The sequence below is a fragment of the Aminobacter sp. GW821-FHT11F06 genome (genome assembly GCF_058808215.1).
Genome location: NZ_JBXARL010000001.1, coordinates 823,148 through 846,602, shown reverse-complemented (window position 1 = coordinate 846,602; position 23,455 = coordinate 823,148). Strand labels below are relative to the sequence as shown.

22 protein-coding genes and 2 tRNA genes are annotated in these 23,455 nt (G+C 62.5%); 15 read left to right on the top strand and 9 right to left on the bottom strand.

All coding sequences use genetic code 11. The annotated features are described in order from the left end of the window. Window positions 1-55: 55 nt before the first annotated feature. Window positions 56-1,156 (bottom strand): helix-turn-helix transcriptional regulator, encoded by a 1,101-nt coding sequence (locus AC1RTB_RS04135; protein WP_492880583.1) that lies wholly within the window; start codon window positions 1,154-1,156, stop codon window positions 56-58. A 365-nt stretch (window positions 1,157-1,521) separates the two neighbouring features. Here AC1RTB_RS04135 and AC1RTB_RS04130 point away from each other — a divergent pair, with 365 nt between their 5' ends. Continuing rightward, window positions 1,522-2,451 carry a glutaminase gene (locus tag AC1RTB_RS04130; protein WP_492880582.1) on the top strand — a complete coding sequence of 310 codons (930 nt, stop codon included), beginning with the start codon at window positions 1,522-1,524 and terminating at the stop codon, window positions 2,449-2,451. Between the two features lie 41 nt (window positions 2,452-2,492). On the opposite strand, the gene AC1RTB_RS04125 is transcribed toward AC1RTB_RS04130, so the two are convergent. Further along, complete coding sequence (locus AC1RTB_RS04125; protein ID WP_492943791.1) at window positions 2,493-3,335, bottom strand: LysR family transcriptional regulator; 843 nt, start codon at window positions 3,333-3,335, stop codon at window positions 2,493-2,495. 184 nt (window positions 3,336-3,519) lie between these two features. Between AC1RTB_RS04125 and AC1RTB_RS04120 the strand changes: the two genes are divergently transcribed. The 5 genes from AC1RTB_RS04120 to AC1RTB_RS04100 are packed head-to-tail and all read left to right on the top strand — an operon-like array spanning window position 3,520 to window position 8,720. Beyond that, a complete protein-coding gene (locus tag AC1RTB_RS04120; RefSeq protein WP_492880580.1) occupies window positions 3,520-4,560 on the top strand; it encodes a FecCD family ABC transporter permease in 1,041 nt (346 codons plus the stop codon). Beyond that, the gene (locus AC1RTB_RS04115) at window positions 4,557-5,570 is read left to right on the top strand and encodes a FecCD family ABC transporter permease (protein WP_492880579.1); all 1,014 of its coding nucleotides are present in this window, start codon (window positions 4,557-4,559) and stop codon (window positions 5,568-5,570) included. Before AC1RTB_RS04120 ends, AC1RTB_RS04115 begins: the two co-directional genes overlap by 4 nt. Next, window positions 5,567-6,370, top strand: a complete 804-nt coding sequence (locus tag AC1RTB_RS04110; RefSeq protein ID WP_492880578.1) for an ABC transporter ATP-binding protein — start codon at window positions 5,567-5,569, stop codon at window positions 6,368-6,370. Before AC1RTB_RS04115 ends, AC1RTB_RS04110 begins: the two co-directional genes overlap by 4 nt. A gap of 12 nt (window positions 6,371-6,382) precedes the next feature. After that, window positions 6,383-7,339 (top strand): ABC transporter substrate-binding protein, encoded by a 957-nt coding sequence (locus tag AC1RTB_RS04105; protein ID WP_492880577.1) that lies wholly within the window; start codon window positions 6,383-6,385, stop codon window positions 7,337-7,339. A 22-nt stretch (window positions 7,340-7,361) separates the two neighbouring features. Then, window positions 7,362-8,720, top strand: a complete 1,359-nt coding sequence (locus tag AC1RTB_RS04100) for an MATE family efflux transporter (RefSeq protein ID WP_492880576.1) — start codon at window positions 7,362-7,364, stop codon at window positions 8,718-8,720. A gap of 156 nt (window positions 8,721-8,876) precedes the next feature. On the opposite strand, the gene AC1RTB_RS04095 is transcribed toward AC1RTB_RS04100, so the two are convergent. After that, window positions 8,877-8,953 (bottom strand) — tRNA-Pro (locus AC1RTB_RS04095). A 158-nt stretch (window positions 8,954-9,111) separates the two neighbouring features. Between AC1RTB_RS04095 and AC1RTB_RS04090 the strand changes: the two genes are divergently transcribed. Both AC1RTB_RS04090 and AC1RTB_RS04085 read left to right on the top strand, forming a co-directional pair. Further along, window positions 9,112-9,417, top strand: coding sequence for an ETC complex I subunit (locus tag AC1RTB_RS04090; RefSeq protein ID WP_492880575.1), 306 nt, complete (start codon window positions 9,112-9,114; stop codon window positions 9,415-9,417). Window positions 9,418-9,461: 44 nt separating this feature from the next. Further along, window positions 9,462-9,538: transfer RNA gene (locus AC1RTB_RS04085), tRNA-Arg, on the top strand. A gap of 42 nt (window positions 9,539-9,580) precedes the next feature. Here the strand turns inward: AC1RTB_RS04085 and AC1RTB_RS04080 are convergent. Continuing rightward, window positions 9,581-10,105, bottom strand: a complete 525-nt coding sequence (locus AC1RTB_RS04080) for a cupin domain-containing protein (protein ID WP_492880574.1) — start codon at window positions 10,103-10,105, stop codon at window positions 9,581-9,583. Window positions 10,106-10,218: 113 nt separating this feature from the next. After that, on the bottom strand, window positions 10,219-11,394 hold the full coding sequence (locus AC1RTB_RS04075) for a cystathionine beta-lyase (protein WP_492880573.1): 1,176 nt from the start codon (window positions 11,392-11,394) through the stop codon (window positions 10,219-10,221). A gap of 489 nt (window positions 11,395-11,883) precedes the next feature. Between AC1RTB_RS04075 and AC1RTB_RS04070 the strand changes: the two genes are divergently transcribed. The 5 genes from AC1RTB_RS04070 (at window position 11,884) to AC1RTB_RS04050 (ending at window position 16,954) form a co-directional block, all read left to right on the top strand. Beyond that, window positions 11,884-12,912 (top strand): amino acid ABC transporter substrate-binding protein, encoded by a 1,029-nt coding sequence (locus AC1RTB_RS04070; protein WP_492880572.1) that lies wholly within the window; start codon window positions 11,884-11,886, stop codon window positions 12,910-12,912. A gap of 63 nt (window positions 12,913-12,975) precedes the next feature. Then, complete coding sequence (locus AC1RTB_RS04065; protein ID WP_492880571.1) at window positions 12,976-14,166, top strand: amino acid ABC transporter permease; 1,191 nt, start codon at window positions 12,976-12,978, stop codon at window positions 14,164-14,166. Between the two features lie 9 nt (window positions 14,167-14,175). Next, window positions 14,176-15,333, top strand: a complete 1,158-nt coding sequence (locus AC1RTB_RS04060; protein WP_492880570.1) for an amino acid ABC transporter permease — start codon at window positions 14,176-14,178, stop codon at window positions 15,331-15,333. A gap of 22 nt (window positions 15,334-15,355) precedes the next feature. Further along, window positions 15,356-16,159, top strand: a complete 804-nt coding sequence (locus AC1RTB_RS04055; protein ID WP_109574548.1) for an amino acid ABC transporter ATP-binding protein — start codon at window positions 15,356-15,358, stop codon at window positions 16,157-16,159. Between the two features lie 93 nt (window positions 16,160-16,252). Next, window positions 16,253-16,954 (top strand): TIGR02117 family protein, encoded by a 702-nt coding sequence (locus AC1RTB_RS04050; RefSeq protein ID WP_492880569.1) that lies wholly within the window; start codon window positions 16,253-16,255, stop codon window positions 16,952-16,954. On the opposite strand, the gene AC1RTB_RS04045 is transcribed toward AC1RTB_RS04050, so the two are convergent. Next, the gene (locus tag AC1RTB_RS04045) at window positions 16,909-18,132 is read right to left on the bottom strand and encodes an FAD-dependent monooxygenase (protein ID WP_492880568.1); all 1,224 of its coding nucleotides are present in this window, start codon (window positions 18,130-18,132) and stop codon (window positions 16,909-16,911) included. The two genes, AC1RTB_RS04050 and AC1RTB_RS04045, sit on opposite strands and share 46 nt — an antisense overlap. Before the next feature lie 16 nt (window positions 18,133-18,148). Continuing rightward, the gene (locus AC1RTB_RS04040; protein WP_492880567.1) at window positions 18,149-18,397 is read right to left on the bottom strand and encodes a zinc-finger domain-containing protein; all 249 of its coding nucleotides are present in this window, start codon (window positions 18,395-18,397) and stop codon (window positions 18,149-18,151) included. 204 nt (window positions 18,398-18,601) lie between these two features. Here AC1RTB_RS04040 and AC1RTB_RS04035 point away from each other — a divergent pair, with 204 nt between their 5' ends. Continuing rightward, window positions 18,602-20,809, top strand: coding sequence for an RNA degradosome polyphosphate kinase (locus AC1RTB_RS04035; RefSeq protein ID WP_492880566.1), 2,208 nt, complete (start codon window positions 18,602-18,604; stop codon window positions 20,807-20,809). Continuing rightward, the gene (gene ppx / locus AC1RTB_RS04030) at window positions 20,809-22,344 is read left to right on the top strand and encodes an exopolyphosphatase (protein WP_492880565.1); all 1,536 of its coding nucleotides are present in this window, start codon (window positions 20,809-20,811) and stop codon (window positions 22,342-22,344) included. The genes AC1RTB_RS04035 and ppx overlap by 1 nt, the downstream gene beginning before the upstream one ends. Here ppx and AC1RTB_RS04025 read toward each other — a convergent pair. Together AC1RTB_RS04025 and AC1RTB_RS04020 are read right to left on the bottom strand one after the other, a co-directional pair. Beyond that, the gene (locus AC1RTB_RS04025) at window positions 22,337-22,750 is read right to left on the bottom strand and encodes a DoxX family protein (protein ID WP_492880564.1); all 414 of its coding nucleotides are present in this window, start codon (window positions 22,748-22,750) and stop codon (window positions 22,337-22,339) included. The genes ppx and AC1RTB_RS04025 overlap by 8 nt on opposite strands. A gap of 133 nt (window positions 22,751-22,883) precedes the next feature. After that, window positions 22,884-23,306 (bottom strand): DoxX family protein, encoded by a 423-nt coding sequence (locus AC1RTB_RS04020; protein WP_492880563.1) that lies wholly within the window; start codon window positions 23,304-23,306, stop codon window positions 22,884-22,886. Window positions 23,307-23,455: the final 149 nt, after the last annotated feature.

Here is a 23,455-nt window from a genome sequence, read left to right as displayed (position 1 = left end):
CGAATCCAGATGCGCAGGTCACGCCCGAACTGTCGATTAGCCTATGGTCTAGCACTCAGCAGGATGCGCGTGGCAGCGTGACCCCGAGCAATAGCCGCACCAGTGACGATTGCTTGGAAACGCCCGATTTGGCGAAAATCGAGCGCAGATGTGATCGCACGGTTTCCCTGGCGATGCCGAAATCGACGCTGATGGCGTCGATCGAGCGGCCATCGGCGAGTGCCGAGGCAATCCGCGCTTCGCTCGGCGTCAGGTCGAACAGCGCCTGAAGCACGTTGGCCGATGGCGCGCCCGGTCCGGGCAGGGGCATGATGACGAGGATACAGTGGATGCGGCTGAACAGGTCATGTGCCGAACCACGGACCGGCAACAGATGCACGACACTTGCCGGCTTGCCGTCTTCACCGGTGATCGGAAACGACTGCACGATGCCGCGCCTGGCGCCGCCCGCCAGCGCCGTCAGCGCGTTCTCAAGCAGGGCGTCGGCTTTCTTGTCGGTGATCTTGGCGCGGCCCGAACAATCCTGGACGGTGGCCGGTATCAGCGTGTCCATCAGCCCGTTGCAGGCCAGCAATTGCCCGCGCCCGCCCAAAACCGCAGCCGGCAGTCCGAGCGCTTCCAGCGCGTCGGCACCGGCATGGGCCTTTTCGAGACCGATTCGCGCGCTGACCATCGCGGCCCGGGCAAGATGCGGACGCATGCGGTCGAGCGCGTCGACATAGTCCCGCTCGAAGGGCCCGCGTGCTGTCTTCCGCTCGAGATTGAAAGACAGCACATCGCCCGTCGGGATCGGGATATGGGTGCCGGCCGCCCAGCCGATTCCCCGGGGATGAAGGAAATCGCGGTAGATCGGCTCCGTTTCCAGCTCTTGCTCGGTGAAGGCATCGAGATCGGTGATGAAACCGGGATAGGCCAAAGCCTCTGCTCGGGCCGCGCGCGCATTGACCGTCATCCAGCCCTCGCGCATGAACGCTTCCACATGCGGTGCGACCGCTTCCGAAGCGAGATAGGCTGACGCACCCTGGCTGATGGTGAAGAGATAGCCGCCCATGCCCTCGACGGCCTGCGCGAGCCCCTCAAGTAATGCGGGCCACTTCTCCGGTATGAAGGAGGCCTCGTAGATCTGATCAATGAATTGTTCGGATAGCTCCGCCAATCGTTTGCCACTCCCCACCCTGGCCCGCGACCTGTTGACCAAAGTCATTCGCCTCTGGCGACCGGCCTGTGAGCGGATCCACTAGGCTAGGGCATGATCGAATGCAAAGCCGGATTCGGCTTTGCTGATCACGCTTTAGTAGAACGATAGCACTACACTTGGATTCATCAAGCGCTAGTCGTGGTGCGCAAATGTCGCAATCGCGCCGCGCGCGTGTTTCAAGGACAAATGCAGGCGGCAAGTGCACACCCATGGCCAATCCTCGCCCCCGGAGGCGGCGGTTGCCGCAGCACTTGGCTTGAGCGCATGTAGGGTGGCTTACTGACGATAGTTCGATTCGAGCCGGACGGCTTTCAGGAACCGCGATGTCTAAATTGAAAGATGTTCTGGACGAGATCGTTGCGGAGATGACGAACGCGCCTGAGCGTGGTGCTGTCGCTTCCTACATCCCGGAGCTTGGCAAGGTCGATCCGGCGAAATTCGCGATTGCGGTCATCATGAATGATGGCGAGGTCGCGACTGCCGGCGACGCCGACGAGCCCTTTTCAATCCAGAGCATATCCAAGGTGTTCACCCTGGCGCTGGCTTTGGGGCGCGTTGGCGACACCTTGTGGAACCGGGTTGGCCGGGAGCCTTCGGGCACGCCGTTCAATTCCATTGTCCAGCTGGAGCGGGAAGAGGGGATCCCCAGAAACCCATTCATCAATGCCGGCGCGATCGTTGTCTCGGATGTGCTGTTGGCCGGCCATCAGCCGCGCGAGGCGATTGGCGAGATCCTGAGTTTCGTCCGCTCCCTTGCCGATGACGACACCATCGTGATCGACCGCGACGTCGCCAATTCCGAACGCGCCACCGGCTACCGCAACTTCGCGCTCGCAAATTACCTCAAGGGCTTTGGCAACCTGTACCATGCGCCGGAGCTGACGCTTGGGGTCTATTTCCATCACTGCGCTATCGCCATGAGCTGCAAGCAACTGGCGAATGCCGGGCGCTTCCTGGCAAATTCCGGTCGAATTCCCTCGTTAAACCACACGGTCATCTCCGGCGAGCGGGCCCGGCGTATCAACGCCCTGATGCTCACTTGCGGCCACTATGATGGTTCGGGCGAATTCGCCTTTCGTGTCGGTATTCCGGGCAAGAGCGGCGTTGGTGGCGGGATATTGGCGATCGTGCCAGGAGTAGCCTCGATTGCTGTCTGGTCGCCTGGGCTCAACGATCGCGGCAATTCGATGCTCGGCTCGATTGCCCTGGAGCAACTGACCAAAAGAATGAACTGGTCGATCTTCTCATCCTGACGCCCGCGAACGGCCGCTTGATATTGCTTGCCTGACGAGTGTCAGACGGCAGCCGATCCCGATCCCCATTGGCGCAGCCAGGATGCGAACTGCTGGCTGAGGGCCGTGGAGGTGTCTATCGACGCTTCATAGGCGCCGACGACCGCTGCTATTTCAGGGCACAGCGCCACCAGCATGCCGCTCCGGAGTTCGTTTTCGATGAAGGCAGGATTGGCTTGGCCTATCCCGAGGCCCGAAATGCAGGCGTCGATCGCCGCCTCGTCGGTATCGAATGTCATGGCGCCCGCCTTGGGTGCAAAACCCACGCCGGCAGATGCCGACCATTGCAGCCATGACCACGCGTCCGCCGTGTCGAGCAGCACCGGCAGGTCGAAAAGCGCTTCAGGTGAAAGCGGACCAGCGAGCCCGCGTAACAGCTGCGGCGTGCAGACGCTGACAGTCCTGTCCAAAAGGAACGCATTCGAAAATGCTGTCGTCTCCGTGCCTCTGACGTAACCGATCGTAAGATCCGCCGCATCATTGCCTGGCTTTTGCGAACGAAACGACAGATCGGCTTCGGGGCAGCTGCTCCTGAACGATCCGATGCGCGGGATCAGCCAGCGCTGCGTCAGCGTGATCGGCGCCTGCACGGCCAGCCGCGCCCGATGGGGCGAAATCTCGCGTGCGCCCGTTTCGACAAGGGCAAGGGCGCCTTTGGCATGGGCGAGGAAACGTCGCCCGGACTCGGTCAAAACGACGGCGTTGTGGCTGCGCTGGAAAAGGGCCGCGCCGAGACTCTCTTCAAGCGTCTTGATCTGCCTGCTGATCGCACTCGGCGTCAGGCAAAGCTCCTCGGCCGCCAGCGTCAGGCTGCCGGTGCGGGCCACCGCAACGAAGGCGGGCAACGTGTTCAGGGACGGGAACCGGGAGGGGCCTGCTTGAGAGATTTGCATGCTGGATTGTGAAGTTTTCGATTGCACATTGGGTCCTGCTGGGCAATTTGCCATAAAACTTGATAATTGTCCTCACCAATAAACATGGCCCCGCGATGCGAACGATGTTCCTTCACCAGAAGACCGGCGCGGCACAATGACATTGCTGATCGGCAGCGCATCTTGTGACGGCGGAGCCACGAAACCGAGCCGCAAAGGCTGTTTCGGCATCGTCGGCTTGATGGTTGCCGGCCTGATCGTTCTCGCTGGCATTGCCTTCGCCGGGCTGTTCGTCGGCGGCGTGACCACGCCGTTTCAGGTGGTCATCGATGCGCTGATGGGGCGAAGCGCTGGACCTGAAGCGGCGATCCTGTGGAAGCTGCGCATCCCGCGCGAGCTTCTGGCCATCCTGGCAGGCGCAGCGCTCGCCTGTTCGGGCGTCGTCATGCAAGGCGTGGCGCGCAATGCGCTTGCATCCCCCGACCTCACCGGCGTGCTGACCGGCGCGAGCTTTGCCATCGTCGTTTTCTACGTCTTCGTGCCCTCGGTGCCCGCCATAGCTCACCCCCTCATCGGCCTTGCCGGCGGATTGCTGGCCGGCGGGACAAGCCTGCTGATCGCGTCTGCCGGTGGCTTGTCGCCGGTCCGGCTGGCGCTGGCAGGCTCCGCCGTCGCCTTTTTCTGCGCCGCGGGCATAACCACAGCACTGATCCACGCCGGACCGACGGTCGCGTCGGTGTTCTTCTGGCTCACCGGCGGACTTGCCGGCCGCGGCTGGCAACATCTCACCATCCTGTTGCCCTGGGCCATCGCCGGCCTATGTGCCTGCGTCGTGCTGGCGCGGCCTCTCGATCTGCTGGCACTCGGCGACGAGGCTGCCGAAACGCTGGGGCTCAATGTTCGCTTCTGGCGCCTTGCCGGCGCTGTGACGGCGATTGTCTTGTCGGTCGGCGTCGTGGCCGTCGCCGGCCCCATCGGCTTCCTTGGCCTGTGCATTCCCCATATTGCCCGCAGCATCGTCGGTGTCAGGCATCAGGTGCTGCTGCCTGTCTCGGCCATGCTGGGGGCGATTGCGCTGCTGAGCGCCGATACGCTGGCGCGCTCCATGGCTGCCCCGCGCGAACTGCCGATCGGCGTGCTGACGGCAATCGTCGGTGGCCCCTTCCTCATCCACATGGTCTGGAGGAAGGCGGCGTGAGCAGGCTTCCATTCTGGCCGACAGCGACTGTCACCTTTTCCGCGCTCGTAGCACTGGCAATCCTTGCCGCGCTCAATGGCGCTGCCGATCTCGGCCTGCAACACGGGCTCAAGGCCTTGTTTTTCCGCACGGGCGACGACGCCGGCATCTTGTGGGATATCCGGCTGCCCCGCGTTGCCATCGGCATCCTCGTTGGCATTCATCTCGCCGTTTCAGGGCATCTGTTGCAGGCGGCTACGCGTAATCCGCTGACCGACCCCAACGTGCTCGGCATTTCTGGCGGCGCCATGTTTGCCGTGATGATCTTCCTGCTTTTCACCGTCTATTGGGGCCAGACCGACGGCAGCAAGCTGACCTCTTATCCGGTAGCACCCTTGCCCTTCGTCGCGCTCATTGGCGGCCTTGTCGCGGCGACCATGACCTATCTCATCGCCTGGCGTTCTGGCGCGACGCCGCTGCGGCTGGTGCTGGCCGGTATTTCCATTGGCATCACTTTCCAGGCGCTGGGCCTCGGCATCTTCGCCGCCTGGGGTTCGACCCGCATGGAGACCGTGCTGCTATGGCTGTCGGGCAGCCTCTATGCCCGGGGTTGGGAACACGCACTGCATCTGTTGCCATGGACAATTGCCGGGCTGCTGGTGCTGCCGGCGATTGTGACCAAGCTCGATCTGCTTTCGATCGGCGACGATGCGGCGGCGACGCTTGGCGTCAATGTCGGGGCGATCAGGTTCGCCGCCATCGCCCTTGCCACCGTGCTGGCGTCGAGTGCGGTCGCGATTGTCGGGCCATTGGGCTTTGTCGGCCTCATCACGCCTCATGCCGCGCGTCGGCTGGTCGGCTCCTCGATGGCCAGGTCTTTGCCGATTTCGGCACTTCTGGGCGCCGTGCTGGTGACATCAGGCGATCTTATCGGCCGCGTCGTCACCCCGCCGGCCGAAATCCCCGTGGGTGCCGTCACCGCACTGATCGGCGTGCCGATTTTCCTCGTGCTTCTGGGACGACGCGTATGAACGGCCTGACCTGCCAGGACATCTCGCTCGGCTATGGCGCGCGCCAGGTGCTGCGCGATGTCAGCGTCTCGATTCCACAGGGCAAGATCACCGCGCTGATCGGCGCCAATGGCTGCGGCAAGAGCACCTTGCTGCGTGCCATGGCCGGCCTGTTGCGTCCGATGTCGGGCGATATCGCCCTCGACGGCCAAAAGCTTTCGGCCTGGCCGCGCAAGCAACTGGCGCGGCGGCTTTCATTCCTTCCCCAGGAAATGGTCGACCCGCCTGAGATCACTGTCGCCGAACTGATCGCCTATGGCCGGCACCCGCATCGCGGCCTGCTGGGTCGCACGGCCCCCGGTGATGCGGAAGCCGTGGCGCGGGCCATCGCTGCCACCGACATGACAGGCCTCGCCGACCGCATGGTCTCGACACTCTCCGGTGGTGAGCGCCGCCGCGCCTGGATTGCCATGGCGCTCGCCGTCGAAGCCGGGATCTTGTTGCTCGACGAACCCACGACCTTCCTCGACATCGGCCACCAGTTTGAGGTGCTCGAGCTGTTGCAACACATCAACCGCACGCAGGGCATCACGGTGGTGCTGTCGCTGCACGACCTCAACCAGGCGGTCCGCTTCGCCGACCATCTCGTTGCCGTCGATCGCGGCACCATCATCGATCAGGGCGCACCTGCCGATGTCATGACCGAACGTCTGTTGACCGACACGTTCCGCGTCAGCGCCACCGTCACCCGCAACCAAGACCATCCGCCGGTCTTCATTCCCACCGGCTCGATCAAGGCTCCTTCCCGTCTTATCCATTGAAAGGACACTGTCATGAATCGCAGGGATTTCCTGATCCGTTCCACCGCCGTCGGCATGGTGGCGTTGTTTGCGACCGCCGCCAGGGCGGCACCGCACACAATCACCGACGACCGCGGCGTGGCCCTCAAGCTGCCCGATGATGCGAAGCGGGTGGCCGCCATCTCCTACTTCGGCGCCGATGTTGCCTTGGCGCTTGGCATCACGCCCGTTGCCACCACCTACATGGTCGAAGGCCGCAACCCCGACCACCTGCTCGACAGGCTTGTCGACGTGGCCAAGATTGGCCAGCGGGCCAGCCCCAATCTGGAGCTTCTGGCCCAGGCCAAGCCCGATTTGATCGTCGCCATCAAGCGCTACACCGAAGCCAATGCCGGCAAGCTCGAAGAGATCGCGCCCTATCTCGCGGTTCGCCTGGAAACGCCAGAAGACTCCGAGCGCGACCTGTTGCTGGTCGCCGAAGCGCTTGGCAAGAAGGCCGAGGGCGAAAAGCTCGTCGCCGATTTCCATGCCGAGTTCGACGCCCTGAAGGCCAAGGCGCCGAAGGATAAGGGCATCAAATATCTCTATTTCTACGGTTCGGGCGAAGCGCCGTGGACCTTCTACGAAGACGACGTCACCGCCTCGATCCTGACCGCGCTCGGCGGCGTCAATGTCGCCGGCAAGAACCCGACACCCGAGGTGCCCGATAACACCGCTTTCGAGATGAACCTCGAGGCCATGCTGGTTGCCGATCCCGACGTCATCATCGTCTACGACTACGGCCCGGATCGCCCGTTCGAGACCAACCCGATCTGGTCGTCGCTGCGCGCGGTGCAGGAGGGCAAGGTCCATTTCGTCGGCGATCACTGGATCGAATCGCATGGTCCGATCGCCCGGCGCGTGGTCATCAACGAGGCTGCGGCGATCCTCTATCCCGATACTTTCAAGGCCGAGGCCCCGCGCACCATCGCAGCCCGCATTCTCGCCTGACAAGGGACTTTTGAAGCGCGACATGGCGAATACATCCATCCTGTCGCGCTTCATCGCCGATGCGCGTCACATAATGGAGCTGGCGGTGCCGTTGGCGCTGACCCAGCTTGCTCAGGTGGCGATCTCGACCACCTCGATCATCGTGCTCGGCCTGCTCGGTCCGGCCGAGCTCGCTGCCGGCGGGTTGGCGATCGGCCTGTTCAACCTGCTGCGCACCATGGGCGTCGGCCTTGCGGTGGGAACGGCCAATCTGGTCGCCGAAGAGGCTCGTGGTGCGGGCAACGCTCAAAAGATCGCGAATTACGCCGCCGCAAGCCTGCAGATATCGACATTGGCCGGCCTCGTTGGCATGGCGCTGATGACGCAGGTTGAGCCGCTGCTGCTGATGTTCGGACAGGATGCCGAGGTCGCACGGCTGGCGGGCATCTATTTGATGGCGACGTCCTGGGGCATTCTTCCATGCCTGTGGTTCAACGCGCTGCGCAGCTTCACCGTTGGCCTTAGAAAGCCGGGACCAGTGCTGGCGATCACCTTGGCCTCCATCGCCGTCAACGCGGCACTTGCCGTGGGCCTAGCCACAGGTCGTTTCGGCTTGCCGCAGCTCGGCGCTCCAGGTGTGGCCTTTGCCGCCGCTTTGGTTCACCTGGCAAGCTTTACAGCTCTCCTTACCCATATCCTGCGGTCGCCGGGCTATGGCGCCTTTAGGTTCGTGCCAGCCTTGCGGCACCTCGATGTGGCGGCATGGAAACGCACATTGGCCCTCGGCGCCCCGACGTCGGCGGCCTTTGGCTCCGAGGCTGCCTTCACCGTCGCCATTGCCCTATTGATGGGCACGTTCGGCGAAGCGGCACTTGCCGCCCACAACATCGTCAACCAGATCATCTATATCGCCTTCATGCTGGCGGTAGGCCTGTCGCATGGCACTTCGGTCGCCATCAGCGAAGCGCAAGGCTTGGGGCAGGGGGCACTGAAACGCCGCTATGGGGTGATCGGCATCGGTATCGGACTGATCGCCATGGCGATCATAGGCTTCTGCTATTTGGCGGTGCCGGGACTCGTTCTCTCACCATTTGTGGCCGATGCAGGATCGAGCAATGCAGAAACGTTGAAACTCGCTGCGCGATTGCTGGCGATTGCCGCCGTCCTGCAGCTCTTCGACTGCTCGCAAAACATCGGCGTCGGCCTCATGCGTGGCCTTGGCCGCGCCAGGCTGACGCTTGGCTTGACCCTCGTCGGCTACTGGCTGGTCGGCTTTCCTGTAGCAGTCGCCTTATCGTATGCGCTCGGACCAACGGGCGTTTGGTGGGGGCTTTGCGCCGGCTTGGCAGCGACGGCGATCCTGATCCTGTCGTGCTTCGAACGGCTCACGCGGCTTCGGTGATTCGAAGACAGGGCCGCATCAAGCCACTGGACCCGCATCGCACGATTCGTTTCGACAGCTCGCCGTGCCGATCATGTGGTTGCGATGGGGGAGCGTTCGCCTGTGCGGCCAGTCTTTGGCAGCTACGGGCCATGCAAATGAATTTGCGAGATAAAATGGTCGGAGTGGAGAGATTCGAACTCCCGACCCTCTGGTCCCAAACCAGATGCGCTACCAGGCTGCGCTACACTCCGAAATCACATTTCGATGCCGTGCCTAGTGGCTTCCGCTCGACAAGGCAAGGGCAAAAACGCCGAAACTGGCTTTCGTCTTGCAGCAACGGCGATTGCACAGTAATGACGGGCTCATCTGGATGTCCGTGCGTCTGCGCGGAATCACGAGTGAGGTAAGTATGTCCGCGCGAATTTTCAGCCCCGCCAAGACCGCCATGCAGTCGGGCAAAGCCAAAACGGGGCACTGGGTGCTCGAATTCGACGCCGAGACGCCGAAGAAGATCGATCCGCTGATGGGCTACACCAGCTCCGGCGACATGAAGAGCCAGATCAGGCTGACTTTCGAGACCCGCGAAGAAGCGGTCGCCTATGCTGAAAAGGAAGGCCTGGCCTTCCGCGTGCAGGAGCCGAAGGAAGCCAAGCGCCGGCAGATTTCCTACTCCGATAATTTCCGTTATGACCGCAGGACGCCCTGGACGCACTGACGTTTCAAGGCACGATTATGCCGGCTCGCCATGGGCCGGCCAGTGGTCCCGTAGCTCAGCTGGATAGAGCACCGGCCTTCTAAGCCGATGGTCACAGGTTCGAATCCTGTCGGGATCGCCAATAATTTCAAGGGCTTGCGGTGAGAGTGCCTTGGCTTTGACTCTAGCCCTTTGACTTCTGTTGTGCGGCGCGAAGCTTGTCGGGCATCCCGTCATGGTCGCCGAGCGCGCGCTGCGGCGCGTCGTCCCACCAGTCGTCGCGCATCGGCTTTCGCTCGGGATTGCGCGGATAGACGATACGGTTTTCGGCCTTGCTGGTTTCGCCAACCACCAAAAGGCGCACTTCGGTTTCGGTGTTGTTGAGGAAACTGTGGGCCAATCCGGTGCCTGCGGGAAAGCCGACGGAATCGCCGGGCTTCAATCGGTGCAGCTTGCCGTCCAGCCAGACATCTGGCTCGCCGTCGAGCACATAGACGAATTCCTCTTCGGCACTTTCGGCATGCGGAAACGATGTCCGCCGGCCAGGCGGCAGCCGGACATGATGGATGCCGATCCGCTCAAGGCCAAAATGCGCGGCAAGCGGCGCACCGATTCCCCTCAACTCGCTGGTGCCGGAAAATGTCTCGCCGTCCGGCCGCTCGATCTCGGTCCAGTGGGCGATTTCTGACGGACGGTCGGACGCGGCCATATTGATCCTCGCGGAAGGTTGCTGCTCTCAAGCACCACTGTCGCGATCGCCGGTCTCGGCGTCAATGCGGGCCGCGTCGTTTCAAGGCACAAGCCGGACCGGCAGGCCCGACCTCACTCCGCGCTGTTTGCCGCGGCCAGGCCAGCCGCGATGTCTTCCTTCAGGTCGGCCACGTCTTCCAGCCCGATCTGCAGGCGGATGATCGGGCCTTCATAGGGCACGCTGGCGATCTTGCGGTCGCCGAGGAACACCGGCACGGCAAGGCTCTCATAACCACCCCAGGAATAGCCCAAGCCAAAGATTTCCAGCGCGTCGAGGAAGGCGTGCGCCTTTTTCGTGCCGCCACCGGAAAGCACCACCGAAAAGATGCCGCTGGAACCGGCGAAGTCGCGCTTCCACATGGCGTGGTCGGGATGGCTTTCGAGCGCAGGGTGCAGCACTCGCGCGACGCCTGGCTGGCCTTCGAGCCAACGCGCGATCTCAAGCGCACTCTTTTCGTGGTGGGCAAGCCTGACACCCATTGTGCGCAATCCGCGCAGCACCTGGTAGACGTCGTCGGGCCCCGCACAGCAGCCGAGCGTGTCGAAGGCTTCCCTGAGACGTGGCCAGCAGGCGGCGTTGGCCGAAACCGTGCCGCTGAGGATGTCGGAATGGCCGGCCGGATACTTCGTTGCGGCATGGATCGAAACATCGACGCCGAAGTCGAGCGCCTTAAACAGCAGCGGCGTGGCCCAAGTGTTGTCCATCATGACGATCGCACCCGCAGCATGCGCGGCTTTGACGATCGCCGGGATGTCCTGCACCTCATAGGTGTTGGACGCGGGCGATTCGGTGAACACGACCTTGGTGTTGGGCTTGATCAATTCGGCGATGCCCGCACCTGCATGCGGGTGGTAGTAGTCGACCTCGACGCCGAGACGCTTCAGCATGGTGTCGGCGAAGTGGCGTGTCGGCGCATAGACCGAGTCGGTGATCAGCACATGGTCGCCGGCCGACAGGAAGCCAAGCAGCGGCACTGTGACGGCGGCGAGGCCCGAGGGGACGGCGATCGTTCCGGCCGAACCTTCAAGCTCGTCGATCGCTTCGCACAGCGCGTCGGTCGTCGGCGTGCCACGGGTGCCATATGTGTATTTTTGAGCGCGCCCGGCCATCGTTGCAGCGTTGGGATAGAGAACCGTCGAGGCGCGCACCACTGGCGGATTGACGAAGCCATGGAAGCCATGGGGGTCGTGCCCGGCATGCGCGAGCCGCGTGTTGACGCCTTTGATCCTACCGTTGTCTCGAGTCATGAAACCGCACCCTTTCAGCGAAGACGCCAGCCATAAAGCGACGGCTCTACCTGCGCAACCGCCGCAGGCCCGCGTTCGGCTGGGCCAGATATGGCCGGTGGGTCTTGGTGAGCGCCTCGTCGAGACGATGGCGTTCACCTGGCGCCGTATGTGGCGCGCTCCCTTCGCAACCGCCACAGGCGCGCTGCCGCGATCGGTTTCGGCAGGCGCAAATGGGCTGCCGGCCAAGCAGTCGGAGCCCGCTTTGTAAGGCGCAGCACAGATCGTGCCCGCATCTTTCTAATACTAAAGACCGAGGCGCGGATCGCGGGGCTTTATTGCTTGACCTAACAAGAATTATCGCCTTCGATGGCATTTGTGAACCGGACTGCAGCAAAGCGCGCCGGCAAGGTGCGCAATCCGGATATGGGCCGGATAGGGGACGCTGAGTTCACACTTTAAAAAGACGGGCGACACAGCCTGGAAAAAACAGAAAAGGGTTCGTGGGTCATGAAATATATCATTTCGGGCATTCTCGGGGCTGTCACGCTCGGCTGCATGGCGACCGCCGCATCGGCTGGCACGCTCGAGGACGTCAAGGCAAAGGGATTTTTGCAATGCGGCGTCAGCACTGGTCTGGCCGGCTTTTCGGCGCCGAACGACAAGGGTGACTGGCAGGGGCTTGATGCCGATTTCTGTCGCGCGGTTGCCGCTGCGGTCTTTGGTGACGGCACCAAGGTCAAGTTCACGCCGCTCTCCGCCAAGGAACGCTTCACAGCACTTCAGTCGGGCGAAATCGACGTTCTGTCGCGCAACACCACCTGGACCATCAACCGCGATACGGCCCTTGGCCTGAACTTCGTCGGCGTCACCTATTTCGACGGCCAGGGCTTCATGATCAACGCCAAGAAGCTGCCCGGCGTGAATTCCGCGCTCCAGCTCTCGGGCGCCGCCGTTTGCGTGCAGACCGGCACCACGACCGAACTCAATCTCGCCGACTACTTCAAGGCGAACAAGATGGAGTACAATCCGGTCGTCTTCGAGAAGCTCGAAGAGGTCAACGCCGCCTACGACGCGGGCCGTTGCGACGTCTACACCACCGACCAGTCAGGTCTTTACGGCATCCGCCTGACGCTCGGCTCGCCGGACGATCACGTCGTGCTGCCCGAGATCATCTCCAAGGAGCCGCTCGGACCTGCCGTGCGCCAGGGCGACGACAAGTGGTACCACATCGTCAAGTGGACCTATTTCGCGCTGCTGACGGCCGAGGAACTCGGCATCACCCAAGCCAATGTCGAGGAAATGAAGGGTTCAGGAAACCCCGAGGTCAAGCGCGTGCTCGGCACGGAGGCGGACACCAAGATCGGCACCGATCTCGGCCTCGGCAACGACTGGGTCGTCAACATCGTCAAATCAGTGGGCAACTACGGCGAAGTCTTTGAACGCAATGTCGGCCAGGGCAGCCCGCTGAAGATCGCCCGTGGCATCAATGCGCTCTGGACCAAGGGTGGACTGCAGTACGCGCCGCCCATCCGCTGATCCGAAGTCTCGTCCGGAGGGCGGTGATGCCGCCTTCCGGTTACTCTTTCAGAGGGACTTCCGATGGCTACGCAGGACATTCCCCATGACGCAGGGGGCGGCCGCGCGTCGCTGCTCTACGATCCGAAGGTGCGCGGCATCTTCTTCCAGATCCTCGTGGTCGTTGCGCTTACGGCGTTCGTCTGGTGGATTATTGGCAATACAATCGACAACCTGAAACGCGCCAACATCGCGTCGGGTTTCGCCTTTCTCAACGGCCGTGCCGGCTTCGACGTCAGCGATACGCTGATCGCCTTCGATTCCGATTCGACCTACAAGCGGGCCTTGCTGGTCGGCATCCTCAACACCCTCGTCGTGGCGGGGGCAGGCATTGTCACGGCCTCCATCCTGGGGTTCCTCATCGGCATCGGCCGGCTGTCGCACAACTGGCTGATCCGCAAGATCTGCACCGTCTATGTCGAGGTCTTCCGCAACATCCCGCCGTTGCTGGTCATCTTCTTCTGGTATTTCGGCGTGCTTTCGGTTCTGCCGCTGCCCAAGGAAAGCATCGAGCTGCCCTTTGGCTCCTTCCTTAACAGCCGCGGGTTCTATTTCCCCAAGCTGATCTGGGGCGAGGGTTCACTGCTGGTCCCGGTGGCATGCCTGCTTGGCATCGGCATGTCGTGGTTCGTGGCGCGCGCGGCCAGGCAAAGGCAGATGGCGACGGGCGCGACATTCCCGGTGTTCTGGACCTCGCTTGCCCTGATCATAGGCCTGCCGCTTCTGGCGCTCGTCGCCACCGGTTTTCCCATGAGCTTTGATTTTCCGAAGAAGTCGACCTTCAACCTGACCGGCGGTTTCCAGATCAAGCCCGAGTTCCTGGCGCTCTACCTGGCCTTGTCGTTCTACACCGCCGCCTTCATCGCCGAGATCGTGCGCGCCGGCATCAGGGGCGTCAGCAGCGGGCAAAGTGAGGCTTCCGCTGCACTTGGCCTGCGTTCGGGGCAGGCGCTCAGGCTGGTGGTGGTGCCGCAGGCGCTGCGCATCGTCATCCCGCCGCTCACCAGCCAGTATCTCAACCTGACCAAGAACTCGTCGCTGGCAATCGCCATCGGCTATCCCGATCTGGTCGCGGTGGGCGGAACGGTGCTCAACCAGACCGGACAGGCAATCGAGATCGTGGTCATCTGGATGATCGCCTATCTTGGCCTCAGCCTGATCACGTCGGCCTTCATGAACTGGTTCAACGCCAAGATGGCGCTGGTGGAAAGGTAGGAGGCGGACATGTCGCAAAGCGATTTTCATTATGTCCGCACCGAAATGGCGTTGCCGCAACCAGCGCCACTTCGCGAACGCGGGCCGATTGCCTGGATACGCAAGAACCTTTTTGCCAATCCTTTCGATTCGGTGCTGACCATCATTGGCATGATCATCGTGGCGATCGTCGTGCCACCATTGTTCAACTGGGCCCTGGTCAATGCCCAGTGGACCGGCACGGACCGAACCGTCTGTGCGACAATAGCGCAGGGCGGTGTCCAGCCTGACGGCTGGTCCGGCGCCTGCTGGGCGTTCGTCAATGCCAAGCTCGGCCAGTTCATGGTCGGCCGCTATCCCATGGAGGAACGCTGGCGCGTCATTCTGGTGGCGATCATGTTCGTGGCGCTGCTGCTGCCGCTGATGATCCCGCGTGTCCCGCGCAAGGGGCTGAACGCGTTCCTGCTCTTCCTGGTGTTCCCGATCGTCGCTTTCATGCTTCTGGTTGGAGGCATGTTTGGGCTGTCGCATGTCGAAACACCGCTCTGGGGCGGGCTCTTGGTGACGCTCAGCCTCTCCTTCGTCGGCATCGTGGTGTCGTTGCCACTTGGCATCCTGCTCGCACTTGGCCGGCGGTCGAAGATGCCGGTGGTGAAGATGCTCTCCGTCATCTTCATCGAAACGATCCGCGGCGTGCCTTTGATCACCGTGCTGTTCATGGCGAGCGTCATGCTGCCGCTGTTCTTGCCGGCGGGGGTCAGCTTCGACAAATTCCTGCGCGCGCTGATCGGCGTGTCGTTGTTCGCCTCGGCCTACATGGCGGAAGTGGTGCGCGGCGGTCTGCAGGCGATCCCCAAGGGGCAGTACGAGGGCGCCGATTCGCTTGGCCTTGGCTACTGGCAGAAGATGCGGCTGGTTGTGCTGCCTCAGGCGTTGAAGCTTGTCATTCCCGGCATCGTCAACACCTTCATCGGCATGTTCAAGGACACCAGCCTCGTCTACATCATTTCGATGTTCGACCTGCTTGGTGTCGTGCGCCAGAACTTCTCGGATCCGGCCTGGGCATCGCCCCAGACCCCATCATCAGGGCTCGTCTTTGCGGCACTGGTGTTCTGGATGTTCTGTTTTGGCATGTCGCGCTATTCTATCTATATGGAACACCGGCTCGACACCGGGCATAAACGATAACGAACAACAAAGGGAACGGCCCATGGCCATCGAAAACGCAGTCAGCGCCGACGAGATCAAGGTCGATCGGGCCAAGATGCACATCTCCGACACCGATGTGGCGATCGACATTGTCGGCATGCATAAATGGTATGGCGAGTTCAATGTGCTGAAAGACATCAACCTGCGCGTCATGCGCGGCGAGCGCATCGTCATCTGCGGCCCGTCGGGCTCGGGCAAGTCGACGATGATCCGCTGCATCAACCGGCTGGAAGAGCACCAGAAGGGCAAGATCATCGTCGATGGCAAGGAACTGACCAACGACCTCAAGAAGATCGACGAGGTTCGCCGCGAAGTCGGCATGGTGTTCCAGCACTTCAACCTGTTCCCGCATCTGACGATCCTGGAAAACTGCACGCTGGCGCCGATCTGGGTGCGCAAGACGCCCAAGAAGCAGGCCGAGGAGCAGGCGATGCACTTCCTGCGCCGGGTCAAGATCCCCGAGCAAGCCAACAAATATCCCGGCCAGCTCTCCGGCGGCCAGCAGCAGCGCGTGGCGATCGCGCGCTCCTTGTGCATGAACCCGCGCATCATGCTGTTTGACGAGCCGACCTCGGCGCTCGATCCCGAAATGATCAAGGAAGTGCTGGAAACCATGGTTGGCCTCGCTGAAGAGGGCATGACCATGCTGTGTGTGACCCACGAGATGGGCTTTGCCCGCAAGGTCGCCAACCGGGTCATCTTCATGGACCAGGGCCAGATCGTCGAGGAAAACACCCCGGCCGAGTTCTTCGACCATCCGCGCCACGAGCGCACCAAGCTGTTCCTCAGCCAGATCCTGCATTAGCAGCGGCGCTCAACAATCTGAAAGCCCGGTCGCATTTCGGCCGGGCTTTTTGTTGAAACCTTACAACGCTGCGACAAAGGGGACAGCCTGCCGGTGAGAAGGACTTTTCGTCTTCTGGGCCTCCTTGTCCTGTTCGTGGTCGCTGCCATTGCATTGGGCACGCTGGTGCCGAGGCCGCTTTTCGGCGGCGGGCCAGTTGCGGCAACACCGCGCCACATCCTCGTTTTCACCAATCCGATCCATACCGATATTGCCGTGCCGCTTGATGCGTCGGTACTGGAAAAGTTCGGCTTTCTGCTCGGCGCGGGAATAGAGGCGGACTTGCCGGCGGCGCGCTATCTGGTGTTCGGCTGGGGCAGCAAGGCCTTTTACATCGGTACGCCGACATGGGCGGAACTCAAGCCGGGGCCTGTGCTTGCGGCGTTCACGCTCGACAGTTCTGTGATGCATGTCGATCTGGCTGGCGACGTCGCACTGCCACACCCGACCGTCAGCCGCTTCGATATCGGCGAGGCCGGCTTTACCGCTCTGCTTGATTTCATCGCGCGCAGCTTCCAGCAGGGGCCAAATGGCGTGCAGCGTATAGCTGGTGTGAACTACGGCGCCTATGACGGTTTCTTCGAGGCCAACGGCATGTTCAACGCCTTGGCTGGCTGCAACACCTGGACGGCTGCTGCACTTCGAGAGGCTGGGTTGACGACCGGCTGGTGGAACCCGCTGCCGGCAACGCTGAATGTGTCGCTCGGCCTCTACAACCGGCCCTGGTCGGACCAGCCGGGCGGGGTCCAGCCATAGAGCCAGTCCATGTCGGCGGCGAGGCTTTCGGGTGACTTGAGTTTGAGGAACAGGTTGCGCGCCACTGCCACCGGCCCGTTGGCATGCCAGGCGAAGCGGTTCAGCGCGCCGCGCCGTGCCACTTTGCGCACGCGTGACTTGCGCTCCATTTCCCACCGCGACAGTGCGTCGGCCGTCTGTGGACCTGCCACAAACGCGTCCGCCAGCGTGTAGGCGTCCTCGATCGCCATCGCCGCTCCCTGGGCGGCGAAGGGCGTCATGGCGTGTGCTGCATCTCCGATCAGCGCGATACCGCTCGCTGCGGTCCAGGGGCGGGCCTGGTCGACTGTATGCAGCGGCCAGACCGTCCACGGCCCGGCTTCGTCGATGAGCCTGGAGAGTGGAGGAGCGGTGCCGCGCATGGCGCGCTTCAACGCACCGGCGTCGGTCTCGCCCGACCATTGCTCGGCGATCGAATTGCCCGGCGTGAAGGCGGCGAGGTTGATCGCGGTGCCGGCGCGGATCGGGTAGGCGACGAGATGGAAGCCCGGGTGAAGAAAGGTCGTCACCATTGCCGGCGAGCTCAAGGCGGCAAAATAGCGGCCGACATCACCGTCGGCGGAGAGGGTCGTGCGCCATGCAAGTTCGCCGGAAAAGCGGCTCTTCTCGTTCGGGCCGACCAGCCGCCGGCTGGCCGACCAGACGCCGTCTGCAGCGACAAACAAAACAGCCTCGACATTGGAGGCGACGCCGCCTTGCATGACCGCTACCCTGATGCCGTCAGCCTGTGCCTCGACATCGGTGACCTCGGAACTGGTGGTGACCTCGATCAGCGGGCTTTCCGCGACCCGTGCGAGCAACGCATTTTGAAGGTCGGAGCGATGAGCAACGAGGTAAGGGGCTTTCCAGCGCCGCTCAGCCGCGGCTCCCAGCGGAACGCGCGCGCGTTCTCCCAAGGTTGCAGCGTCGCGCAGCACGATCGCTTCCGGCCGCACGGTTGAGGCGCTGAGCAGATCGAGCACGCCAAGACGGTCGAGGATGCGGGTGGCGTTGGGAGAAATCTGGAGTCCGGCACCGACTTCTTCAAGCACCGGAGCGCGTTCATGGACGCGAACGCCAAAGCCGTGCCTTGCGAAGGCGAGCGCCGCAGTGAGCCCGGCGATGCCGGCCCCTGCGATCACGATCTGCCGCGATTGCATGACCGCGGCTTTGTCGTCAGGCTGCGCGGTCGACGACGTACAGGCAGCCTGACGGCTGTGTCTCGGTCGCCTTCAGCTTGGACGAGTAGCGATAGAGCGTCGAGCAATAGGGGCAGACCTTTTCGGCGTCCGCGCCCATGTCGAGGAACACATGCGGATGGTCGAAGGGCGGGTTGGCGCCCACGCACATGAATTCCTTGACGCCGATCTCGATCACGGCATGTCCAGCATCGTTCTGGAAGTGGGGGATGGAGCCGCCGGCCATGGTGTTTTTCCCTTCTGAGGAACTTCGCGCATGAATGCCACGGCGCCTTTGCACGTCCAAGGGATTTGCGACGCCGTTATCGGAAGCGTTTGTATCATAAGCGGCAGGTTTGCAAGATGCTGAAATGAAACTGTCGCAATTGCCTGTCAGAGGATAAGTTGAGCCGGATAAGCGGCGGAACGCTGCGGTGGGGAAGGGTTGCATATGAATCAGTTGAGGCCGGTACATACCGATTTCGTCAACGACAAGTCGCCGACCGATGCGGTAGGCGGCAACCCCGATCGCTTTGTCAATCGCGAGTTCTCCTGGCTGCAGTTCAACAGGCGGGTGCTCGAACAGGCACAAAACCCGAACCACCCGCTACTCGAGCGCGTGCGCTTCCTGTCGATTTCGGCCGGCAATCTCGACGAGTTCTTCATGGTCCGCGTCGCTGGCCTTGCCGGGCAGGTGCGCGAGGGGATCACCATTCGCAGCCCCGATGGCCGCACGCCGGAGCAACAGCTCGAACAGCTGCTGCTCGAGGTCGAACGCCTCCAGGAGGACCAGCAGAAGAGCCTGTCGAGCCTGATGGAGCTGCTCAAGCTCGAAGGTATCGAGAGCATCTCGGCGACCGACCTTGCCAAGGATGAGAAGAAGTGGCTCGAAGACCACTTCATGGAGCAGATCTTCCCGGTCCTGACGCCGCTGTCGATCGACCCGGCGCATCCTTTCCCGTTCATCCCCAATCTCGGATTTTCCATCGCGCTACAGCTGCGCCACCGCAAGAATAGTGAGGAAATGACGGCCTTGCTGCGCCTGCCGGTGGCCCTGCGCCGCTACATCAGGCTGCCGGATCGCAAACGCACGGTGCGCTTCATCCCGATCGAGGAGACCGTGAGTCTGTTCATCGGCAAGCTCTTCCCCGGCTACGAGGTCAAGGGCTCAGGCACGTTCCAGATCATCCGCGACAGCGACATCGAGGTCGAGGAAGAATCCGAAGACCTGGTGCGGCTGTTTGAGACCGCACTCAAGCGCCGGCGGCGTGGGTCGGTGGTCCGAATCGAGTTCGACAGCCAGATGCCGGCGGCATTGCGCGAATTTGTTGCCGGCGAGCTTGGCGTTGCGGCGAACCGCGTCAGCATTCTGAGTGGGCCTCTGGCCATCAACCAGATTTCCGAAATCGTCGCAGTCCCGCGCGACGACCTGAAGTTCCCGCCGTTCAATCCGCGTTTCCCCGAGCGTATCCGCGAACACCGCGGCGACTGCTTCGCGGCGATCCGGGAGAAGGACTTCGTCGTCCACCACCCTTACGAATCCTTCGATGTCGTCGTGCAGTTCCTGCGCCAGGCGGCGATCGATCCGGAAGTGGTGGCGATCAAGCAGACACTTTACCGGACGTCCAACGACAGCCCGATCGTGCGCGCGCTGGTCGACGCCGCCGAAGCCGGTAAGTCGGTGACGGCACTTGTCGAACTCAAGGCCCGCTTCGACGAAGAAGCCAATATCCGCTGGGCGCGCGACCTCGAACGTGCCGGCGTGCAGGTCGTGTTCGGTTTCCTCGAACTCAAGACGCACGCCAAGATGTCGCTCGTGGTTCGCCGCGAGGACGGGCGCTTGCGCAACTACGTCCATCTCGGCACCGGCAACTACCACCCGATCACCGCGCGCATCTACACCGACCTGTCGTTCTTCACGACCGATTCGGCGATTGCGCGCGACGTGGCGCAGATCTTCAATTTCATCACCGGCTATGCCGAGCCGACGGACGAGATGTGCATCGCCTTGTCGCCCTACACGCTGCGCAGCCGGATTCTCAAGCATATCGCCGACGAGGTCGAGCATGCCCGCAACGGCAAACCGGCGCAGATATGGATGAAGATGAACGCGCTGGTCGATCCGATCATCATCGACGCGCTCTACGATGCAAGCCGCAGCGGGGTCGAGATCGACCTTGTGGTGCGCGGCATCTGCTGCCTGAGGCCACAGGTGCCCGGGCTGTCGGAGAACATCCGCGTCAAGTCGATCGTCGGCCGCTTCCTCGAGCACAGCCGCATCTACTGCTTCGGCAATGGCCATGGCCTGCCGTCGGACGAGGCCATTGTCTACATCAGCTCGGCCGATCTGATGCCGCGCAACCTCGACCGCCGCGTCGAATGCATGGTGCCGATCACGATGCATTCGACTGTGCACGAGCAGGTGCTTGGCCAGGTCATGCTCGGAAACATCATGGACAACCAGCAAAGTTTCGAAGTATTGGCGGATGGAACCTCGCGGCGGATCACGCTGGACGAGGGCGAAGAGCCGTTTAATGCGCAGGAATATTTCATGACCAATCCGAGTCTGTCCGGACGGGGTGACGCGCTGAAGTCTCACGCCCCCAAACGCATTGCCCAGTTCAAACGTCGCAAGAAGGCTGAGGCGGCGGCCACCTGATGGCGCAACTTTCGCAGGGCCGGCTCAAGGACCGCCGACCGCTGTCGATCATCGATATCGGCTCGAACTCCATACGTCTCGTCGTCTATGAAGGGTTGGCGCGCTCGCCGACCCTTCTGTTCAACGAAAAGATGCTGGCCGGCCTCGGCCGCGGCATCGTTTCGACGGGAAAACTCGACCCCGAGGGCGTGACGCGCTCGATGGAGGAGTTCAGGCGCTTTCGCGGGCTGTCCGAACAGGCGGGCGCGGAAAAGATGTATGTGCTGGCAACCGCAGCCGCGCGCGAGGCGATCAATGGCCCCGACTTCATCCAGCGTGCCGAAGACGTGCTCGGCACCAAGATTCAGGTGCTCACCGGCCGCGAAGAGGCCCACTATTCTGCGCTCGGCGTGATCTCAGGCTTCCATCCCGCCGACGGCATCGCCGGTGACCTGGGTGGCGGCAGTCTGGAACTTGTCGACGTCCGGGGCGAAGACATCGGCGAGGGTATCACCTTGCCGCTCGGGGGCCTCAGGCTCCAGGATATGGCAAAAGGCTCGCCGGTGGTCGCGGCCAAGATCACGCGCACCGAACTGATGCGGGCCAAGCTGCTCAAGGGCGGCAAGGGCAGGACCTTTTATGCCGTCGGTGGCACGTGGCGAAACCTCGCCCGGCTGCATATGGGCATCACCAACTATCCGCTCGAGGTGATGCACCATTACCAGCTCGACCCGGCAAGCCTGCTCCCCTTCCTCAAGCAGGTCGCGCGCGGTGACGTCGAGAAGGTCAAGGGCATCGAGGGCGTGTCGAAGAACCGCCGCTCGCTGCTGCCTTATGGTGCGGTGGTGCTGCAGGAAATCATCGCTGAGATGGAGCCGTCGAACATTGTCGTCTCGGCGCTCGGCGTGCGCGAAGGTTTTTTGTTCTCGCTGCTCGACGAAGAAGAACGCCGTTCCGATCCACTGATTTCGGCGGCCGAGGAACTGGCGGTGCTGCGCGCACGTTCGGTGCGCCATGCCCACGAGCTTGTCGAATGGACACGCAGGTCGTTCGCTGCCTTCGGCATCGAAGAGACGGAGGAGGAGGCGCGCTATCGCCATGCCGCCTGCCTGCTCGCCGATATCGGCTGGCGCGCCCATCCTGAATATCGCGGCAGGCAATCGCTCAACATCATCGCGCACGCGTCCTTCATCGGTGTCGACCATCCGGGTCGTGCGTTCCTGGCGCTGGCCAACCTGTTCCGCCACGATGGCGTCTTCAACGACAGTTTCGCCCCGGAACTGAAGGAACTGGCGACGCCGCGTTATCTCGAACGCGCCCGCATCCTGGGCGCCATGATGCGCGTGGTCTATCTGCTTACGGCCTCGATGCCCGGCGTGATGCCCAAGCTGCGCTGGGAAGATCGCGGCAACGGCGTGCTGGCGCTGATCATCCCGAGCGAATTCGGTCAGCTCTACGGTGAGCGCCCGGCGGGACGTCTGGCGCAACTTGCCAAGGTCACGGGCCGCAAGCTGGTGCTGGCGGTCGAGGACGGCCCGAGCATCTCGGTCAAATAGCTCGCCGGAACAGCATCCGGTCGAGCGAGATCGCACCTGCGCCGGCCACAGACAGCGCGATCAGGCCACCAGATGTGGCGATGTCCTTCATCAGCGCCTGCTGGTGCATGAAGGCCATCGCCGGATTGTCGCCGCCCTGGCCATAATGGCCGATGAAGCCTGCCGCCAGCGCAAAGGCCGCGAGCAGCAGCGACACCGCCCGGGTTTGGAAGCCGAGCAGCACCAGCGCCCCGCCGCCCAGTTCCAGCAGTCCGACGCCCAGCGCAACGAATGTCGGCAGGGGCAGGCCGAGCCCGGCGAAATAGCCGGCAGCGCCTGAGATATTCGAAAGAGTACTGATGCCAGCGGGCACAAACAGTGCGGCGATCAGGATTCGGGCGACAAGCAGCAACAGATTGTTGAGCATCGGGGTAACCTCACAGCCGCAGGATGCACCTGTGCATTGGTGATGTCATCACTATGTCGATCTGTCGGCCACTTCAGCGCACAAAAAAGCCCGGGACGAGCCCGGGCTAATCTTGGGAGGAGTTCTGCTTGGTTTAGCGGCGGCGGGCGTCGATCGACAGCGCGCCGGCACCGAAGGCTGCGAGCACGAACAGGCCACCGGCGATCGCCAGGTTCTTCTGCAGGAACATCATCTGGACCTGATCGGCGAAGTCGGTGTGGGCAATGGCGGTCGCAGCCAGGGTGAACAGGCCGAGCACGATCGCAGCGATACGGGTCTGGAAGCCGGTCAGGATGGCGATGCCACCAACAAGCTCAACCAGGCCAACGACGACGGTCGTAACCGTCGGCAGCGGCAGGCCGATGCTGGCGAACCAGCCGGCGGTGCCGGAAATGGCGGTCAGCTTGGCAAAGCCGGCGAGGATGAAGATGATCGACAGCAGGACGCGGCCTGCAAGGATGAGAGCCGAAGCGTTACCGCTCATGGACTTTTCTGAAGCGATGGAAGCATTGGACATTGGGGTGAGGCTCCGTTGAAATTCGATGCCCCACATCTAGTGGATTCCGACTGTTCACTAAAGGTGCGAATGTGTCGACAGATCGTTCACAATTGGAATGATTTTGCGCTGGGGCGCCGCGCGTTCATTCGAAGGCGCGGCGCTCCAAG